The organism is Acinetobacter sp. F9, assembly GCF_019195275.1.
Taxonomy (GTDB): Bacteria; Pseudomonadota; Gammaproteobacteria; order Pseudomonadales; family Moraxellaceae; genus Acinetobacter; species Acinetobacter pseudolwoffii.
This window is the reverse complement of the sequence record NZ_CP078068.1, coordinates 1797512-1804714: the sequence shown is the minus strand read 5'-3', so window position 1 is coordinate 1804714 and position 7203 is coordinate 1797512. Positions and strand designations below refer to the sequence as shown.

At 45.5% G+C, this 7203-nt stretch carries 7 protein-coding genes; all 7 read right to left on the bottom strand.

The window, feature by feature from the left end; genetic code table 11:
- Window positions 1-231 precede the first annotated feature (231 nt).
- The 7 genes from glmS to ribBA are packed head-to-tail and all read right to left on the bottom strand — an operon-like array spanning window position 232 to window position 6961.
- Window positions 232-2070, bottom strand: a complete 1839-nt coding sequence (glmS, locus tag KT990_RS08640) for a glutamine--fructose-6-phosphate transaminase (isomerizing) (RefSeq protein ID WP_218208647.1) — start codon at window positions 2068-2070, stop codon at window positions 232-234.
- A gap of 12 nt (window positions 2071-2082) precedes the next feature.
- A complete protein-coding gene (gene glmU, locus KT990_RS08635; protein ID WP_180072472.1) occupies window positions 2083-3447 on the bottom strand; it encodes a bifunctional UDP-N-acetylglucosamine diphosphorylase/glucosamine-1-phosphate N-acetyltransferase GlmU in 1365 nt (454 codons plus the stop codon).
- Window positions 3448-3467: 20 nt separating this feature from the next.
- Complete coding sequence (locus tag KT990_RS08630; protein ID WP_159138735.1) at window positions 3468-3989, bottom strand: phosphatidylglycerophosphatase A; 522 nt, start codon at window positions 3987-3989, stop codon at window positions 3468-3470.
- On the bottom strand, window positions 3967-4884 hold the full coding sequence (gene thiL / locus KT990_RS08625; RefSeq protein ID WP_180101109.1) for a thiamine-phosphate kinase: 918 nt from the start codon (window positions 4882-4884) through the stop codon (window positions 3967-3969). The genes KT990_RS08630 and thiL overlap by 23 nt, the downstream gene beginning before the upstream one ends.
- Before the next feature lie 18 nt (window positions 4885-4902).
- Window positions 4903-5352, bottom strand: a complete 450-nt coding sequence (gene nusB / locus KT990_RS08620; RefSeq protein WP_004728813.1) for a transcription antitermination factor NusB — start codon at window positions 5350-5352, stop codon at window positions 4903-4905.
- A 4-nt stretch (window positions 5353-5356) separates the two neighbouring features.
- Entirely contained in the window at window positions 5357-5827 is a 471-nt protein-coding gene (gene ribE / locus KT990_RS08615; protein ID WP_004280926.1) for a 6,7-dimethyl-8-ribityllumazine synthase, read from the bottom strand.
- 18 nt (window positions 5828-5845) lie between these two features.
- The gene (gene ribBA / locus KT990_RS08610; RefSeq protein WP_004728811.1) at window positions 5846-6961 is read right to left on the bottom strand and encodes a bifunctional 3,4-dihydroxy-2-butanone-4-phosphate synthase/GTP cyclohydrolase II; all 1116 of its coding nucleotides are present in this window, start codon (window positions 6959-6961) and stop codon (window positions 5846-5848) included.
- Window positions 6962-7203 lie beyond the last annotated feature (242 nt).

Genomic DNA, 7203 nt, shown 5'->3' with positions numbered 1-7203 from the left:
ATTTATATTGTTGAATATATTAGTAATAATTTTATATTTCTGGTGTGATTCTAATTTGAATTTAATTATATTAAAAACCCTGTAGACTTGGTGAAGAATCACTAGGTCTACAGGGTAGGGTTTTGTTCGTTTACTTCATTAATATACAAACTTAAATAATTAAATCTAAACTTAATTATTTGATACAAACTTAATTATACGAACACAACACCAGCCCTGATTCAATTTTAATTATTCTACCGTAACCGATTTTGCCAGATTACGTGGCTGATCGACATCTGTACCACGCAGCACTGCCACATGATAAGACAGTAACTGCACCGGGATGCTATATACAATCGGTGCCAGCACTGCATTGATTGCCGGAATATGTACCACATGCTGACGCTCTTTGGCTTTAATGCCGCTGTTTTCGTCGGCAAAGATAAACAGTTCGCCACCACGTGCCTGAACTTCTTCCATATTGGATTTCAGCTTATCCAGCATGTCATCTTGCGGTGCCAGAATCACCACCGGCATGTCATTGTCGACCAGTGCCAATGGGCCATGTTTTAGCTCACCTGCAGCATAACCTTCAGCATGAATATAGGAAATTTCTTTCAGCTTGAGTGCACCTTCCAGTGCGATCGGGAAGTGCGTACCACGGCCCAGGAACAGGCAATGCTGCTTTTCAACAAACAGCTCAGACAGACCTAAAATTTCATTATCATGACGTAAAGTGTCCAGAATCACTTTAGGCAAATGCCAGAGTTCTGTGCTGATCTTCGTCATCTGTTCTGTAGAAATGCTATTTTTGACCGAACCAATTTTCAATACCAACAGCATTAAAGCAGCAAGCTGGGTGGTAAAGGCTTTGGTAGATGCCACACCAATTTCGGGGCCTGCCAGTGTCAACAGACTATGCTGGGTCTCACGTACCATCGATGATGTAGCGACATTACAGATGGTCATCGTAGTGATGTCTAGCCCTTTGGCCGCCGCACGTTTCTGTGTATCACGTAATGCAGCCAAGGTATCAGCAGTTTCACCGGATTGGGAAATACACACATAGAGTGTGTGACTCACAATCACTGGCGTACGATAACGGAATTCGCTGGCGATCTCGACCTGACACGGCAGATCAATCAGCTGTTCAAACCAGTATTTGGCGATCATGCCGGCATGATAGCTGGTACCACAGGCAATAATCTGGATTTGCTGGATTTTTGCGAAGTCCTGTTCCGCACTGGCAAGAAAGTCTTTGCGCAGGTCATTGCCATTTAAGGCTTGAGAAATGGTCTGTTTGATCGCTTCAGGCTGCTCATAAATTTCTTTGAGCATGTAGTGCTTATATTCACCTTTAGAGGCATTGCTGACCGCAGCATCCAGTTCCTTGACCGGACGATCGACCAGCTGACCATCGACGAAAACTTCAATCGTGCTGCGGGTCAAACGCGCAATATCACCTTCTTCCAGGTAGATAAAACGGTTGGTAATCGGGAGCAGCGCCAGCTGGTCAGAACTGATAAAGTTCTCGCCAATCCCCACACCAATGACGAGTGGCGAACCTTCACGTACGGTAATCAGTTCATCCGGATGATCTGTATGCACGATACCTAGGGCATAAGCACCTTTGAGTTGTGGTACCACCTGGCGCACAGCTTCCATTAAGCTTGGGGTAGATTTCAGGGCGTCATTGATCAGATGTGCAACCACTTCTGTATCGGTCTGTGAAGTAAAGACATAACCCAAAGCTTCAAGATCATCTTTAAGTTCTTGATAGTTCTCAATGATTCCGTTATGAACCACTGCCACATTTTCAGAAATATGCGGATGGGCATTTTCTTCAGTCGGTTTTCCATGGGTTGCCCAGCGTGTATGTGCAATGCCAAGTGAGCCGCTGATCTGTGATTCATTTACGGCCTGTTCAAGGTTCGCGACCTTGCCGACACGACGTTCACGCAGGACCTGGCTATTGTTGATGAGTGCCAAACCTGCTGAATCATAACCCCGGTATTCCAGGCGTTTTAAGCCTTCAATCAAAATATTGGTAATGCTACGTTCTGCAATGCCACCGACGATACCACACATATTTATTCCCCCTTATTTCTTGATTTTTTGCGGACGTGGATAGTTTTCTTTGGCAAATTGCTTAGAACGTTCTACCGCCAAACTGTTGTCTTCCACATCACGAGTAATCGTCGAGCCTGCACCCACTGTAGCACCATTGCCAATTTTCACAGGTGCAACCAATGAACTGTTCGAACCAATGAAAGCCTGATCACCAATGATGGTTTTAAATTTATTCACACCATCATAATTGCAGGTAATGGTACCTGCACCAATATTAGAACCGGCACCGATTTCAGCATCCCCGAGATAGGTGAAGTGGTTGGCTTTAGAGCCTACGCCAATTGTGGTATTTTTCACTTCTACAAAGTTACCGATATGCACCTCGGCAGCAAGCTTCGCACCCGGACGCAGTCGTGCAAAAGGGCCAATCTGGGTATCTTCACCGACGATAGCATTGTCAAAAATGCTATAAGGTTGCACTTTAGTCCCAGCTGCAATTTTGGTATTTTTGATGATACAGCCGGCACCAATTTCAACATGGTCACCCAGCTCGCAATCACCTTCGATGATGACATTGATATCAATCTGTACATCTTGACCGACAGTTAAATTACCACGCAAATCAAAACGGCTCGGATCAATCAGATGTACACCTTGTTGCATCAGCTGTTTGGCCTGACATGCCTGAAACTGACGTTCTAATGCTGCCAGTTGCACACGGTCATTTACGCCTTCAACCTCAAAGGCCATTTCCGGTTCTACTGAAGCAACCTGCATACCATCGGCCAGAGCCATCGCCACAATATCGGTCAGATAGTATTCACCCTGAACATTCTCATTGCTTAAATTTGGCAGCCATTGATGCAACTTGGCATTGCTGACCGCATAAATGCCAGTATTAATTTCTTGGATCTGACGTTGCTCGTTCGTTGCATCTTTATGTTCAACAATGGCCTGAATCTGACCATTTTTACGCACGATGCGACCATAACCATTGGCATCTGGCAAGGTGAGTGTGACCAGACCAATGCCAGTTTCTGCAGTGGCATCGAGTAATTTTTGCAAGGTAAGCGGGTTAATACAGGGTACATCACCAGAAAGAATCAGCGATACGCCGTCTTGGGGCAGGACAGGTAAAGTCATTTGTACGGCATGACCGGTCCCCAGCTGTTCGCTCTGTTCAACCCATTTAATTTTTTGCGCTGTAAAAGCAGCTTGAACCTGCTCGCCACCGTGCCCGTAAATGGTAATAATATTATCTGCGTTTAATTTTTTTGCTGTGTCAATGACATGACCCAGTAAAGGACGTCCTGCAAGCGGTTGTAATACTTTCGGTAAGCTTGAACGCATGCGCGTGCCTTTACCTGCAGCAAGAATAATAACAGTCGTTGACATGTTCTAATCCTAAATATGGCTTATGCCACGGTGAAGTAAAAATAAATCAAAATACAAAGAGCCGCCCACAGGCCAGCAATGATGTCATCCAGCATGATGCCAAAACCGCCGTCGACCTGACGGTCAATGACCCGAATCGGCCACGGTTTCCAGATATCAAATAATCTGAATAGCGCAAAACCGACCAGCAGCCAGAGAAAGTTCATCTGGCCGAGATAGATCAGGGGTAAAAATGTGATGGATTGTCCGGCGAATTCATCCCAGACAATGCGGCCATCATCATGAACGCCCATGACCTTGGCAGTATGCCCGCAGATATATATGCCAATCAGGGACATGATGGCAATGGCAAAAAGACTGTTTAAAAAATCAAGATGCAGCCAAATCGGGATAAATAAAAGTGCAAAAGCCGAACCAAAGGTCCCTGGTGCTTTAGGCATCAGTCCTGAGCCGAAGCCAACGCCACTAAATACAATCAGTCGGTCGGTCCATGACATGGCTTTAAAATTGATCGCAGGTTTATGCAAAATGTTGATACCCATTAAATTGAAGCAAATGATCTACGCCATCTTTTTCAAAAGTTAAGCCGTGCTGCTGCTGAATTGTGCCGACTATACTAATCGAAACATCAAGTTGTTTTTGCAATAATTTTTCGTAATTTTGCGGGCTTATTGTAAAACATAATTCATAATCGTCGCCACCGGCCAGTGCATATTGCCATTTTTGTGCTTCACTTAAAGCTTGCAGGGCAGGATTGATCGGTAAGTGTTCCAGTTGTAGCTTGGCACCGACTTGCGAGGCTTTGAGAATATGTCCAAGATCTTGGGCCAAACCATCCGAGACATCAATCATGCTATGTGCCAGACCTTTTAAGGAGGCACCGAGCTGACAACGTGGCGTCGGATAGTCCAGACGTTTCTGTAGCGGATGACCTAAATGATTTAAGGCAAAAGCAGCATCGCCGACAGTTCCACTGACACAGATCAGATCACCTGGTTTTGCACCTGAGCGTGGCACCGCTTGGCCAATATCGACCCAGCCTAAGGCTGTCACAGATAAAGTGAGATGCGGACTTTGGGTGGTATCACCCCCGATTAAACTCACGCCAAATTGATCGCAGCAATCGTATAAACCCTGACTAAAGCCTTTGAGCCAGTCATGATCAATTTGGGGTAGGCTCAATGCCAGAAGAATACTATGCGGTTTTGCACCCATCGCGGCAATATCGGAAAGATTAACAGCAACCGATTTCCAGCCAATGGCATGCGGATTTGTATCGAGAGGGAAGTGTCGTCCAGCAACCAGTGTATCGGCACAGATGACCAGTTGTTGCTGAGGCGGAGGGGTGAGCAAGGCTGAATCGTCACCGACGCCTAAATCGACAGAATGCGTATTCTTGCGATTGAAATAGGTGTCGATAATCGAAAATTCAGCCATACAACAATTCGACTTTAATTAGTTGGCTTGTTGCTTTTCTGCTGCACGTAAAGTTGTCGCTAAACGATCCAATACACCGTTGATGTATTTGTGGCTGTCGGCACCGCCAAAATGTTTAGCCAACTCGATCGCTTCGTCTAGAACCACGCGATATGGAATCTCAAGATGTTCTTTGAGTTCATACGCGCCTAGACGCAAGGTTGCGAGTTCAACACCATCCAGTGCTGAAAGTTCACGATCGAGTACCGGAATTAAGAGCGCATCCAATGCTTCATGATTGGCAACCACTTGAGTCAACAATTCATGATAATAGCTCAGATCCACTTTATGCATGGCATTTTCCACACGCGTACGTGCTTCAATCTCATGCACCGGATTGTGGCTCATTTGCCATTCATAAATTCCTTGTACAGCAAAGCGACGTGCTTTACGTTTTGCTGCATAAGTTGCTTGAAGTGTTTGCGACATAGCGTTAAATAGCCTTTAACAAGTTAACCATTTCAATCGCAGTCAGGGCAGCTTCGCTACCTTTATTGCCTGCTTTTGTTCCAGAGCGTTCAATCGCTTGTTCAATACTGTCCGTAGTGAGTACACCGTTAATGACAGGTAAGCCAGTGTCCAGGCCAACCACGCCTAAACCTTTGGCACATTCGCCTGCAACGAAATCGAAGTGAGGCGTGCTACCACGAATTACGGCGCCAAGCGCGATGATGGCATCGAAACGATCTGAAGCTGCTAGTTTTTTCGCAACTACAGGAAGTTCCCAGGCACCAGGTGCATGAACAACAGTGATATTATCCTCTGATACACCATGACGTTTCAATGTATCAATAGCACCTTCTAACAGATGTTCAACCACAAAGCTGTTAAAACGACCAACTAAAATCGCATAACGGTCTTCGTTCGCGAGATGTAACATACCTTCAATACGGCGAACTGCCATAACAACCTCGATGATTTCTTAAGATGTTTGTTGTGCGGTGATGTATTCCACCACTTCTAAGTTAAAGCCTGACAGGGCATTGAAGCGCAATGGAGAGCTGAGCAGCTTCATTTTTTCAACGCCTAGATCACGCAAAATTTGTGCACCGACACCAATGGTCTGATACTGCTGAGACAGTGCAGAATTTGATTTTACATTTTTTGGTGTATTTAAGGTATCTAAAGCTGGACCCAAATCCTGTAAATGACGTTGCCCAATCCAGACCAGTACACCACGATCACTATTGGAAATTTCTTTTAGTGCACGGTCTAAATTCCAGGCCGGTTCGCCGTCCTGTTTTTTCAGTTTGAGCAAATCACGGGTCGGATTAAAACCATGTACACGAACGGTGGTCACGCCTTGTTTAGGCTCGCCTTTGACCAGGGCCAAATGAATATCCGGGTTGCCCAGTTCACGATAACGATATAAATCAAATGTGCCGTATTCGGTGTCGAGTTTTTGATGATCGAGACGCTCAACCGTTTGCTCATTGGTCATGCGGTAATGAATCAGGTCGGCAATGGTGCCAATTTTCAAACCATGCTTTTCAGCAAAAACTTCAAGATCCGGACGGCGCGCCATCGTGCCATCTTCATTGATGATTTCACAAATCACCGAAGCCGGTTCCAGTCCTGCTAAACGAGAAAGATCACAACCTGCCTCGGTATGCCCGGCACGGTGCAATACGCCACCCGGCTGCGCCATCAGCGGGAAGATGTGTCCTGGCTGTACAATATCTGCCGGTTTGGCATGAGCAGCCACCGCAGTTTGAATCGTGTGCGCACGTTCAGCCGGTGAGATCCCGGTAGAAATACCTTTGGCTGCTTCAATTGACAGGGTAAAATTGGTTCCATGCTGGGCACCGTTTGCATCGACCATCAAAGGCAGATTCAACTGCTGGCAACGCTCTTTGCTTAAAGTCAGGCAGACCAGACCACGTGCATGGGTGATCATGAAGTTGATGTCTTCAGGACGTACGTGCGTGGCAGCAATCACTAAGTCGCCTTCATTTTCACGATCTTCATCATCCATCAGGATGACCATTTTTCCTGCACGGATATCTGCTACAAGCTCTTCAACAGTATTGAGCGGCATCAACCTTCACCTTCTTTTTTGATCTTGATCAGACCGAATCATGACATTATTGGGTACATAGTCTAACGCTTTTTAAGCAATTTTGCCTATGCTTATTAGTTTCCCTATAGTGGTTCAATGTTATACACAGTCTTGGGAATCATGAAAAGCCGACTTTAAATGAAAGCCAGGGCTTTATGCAGGTTTTTTGAACAGTTAAAATGCATAAAAAATGAAAAACTTAGGCGAAGTCCTTCTAAGTT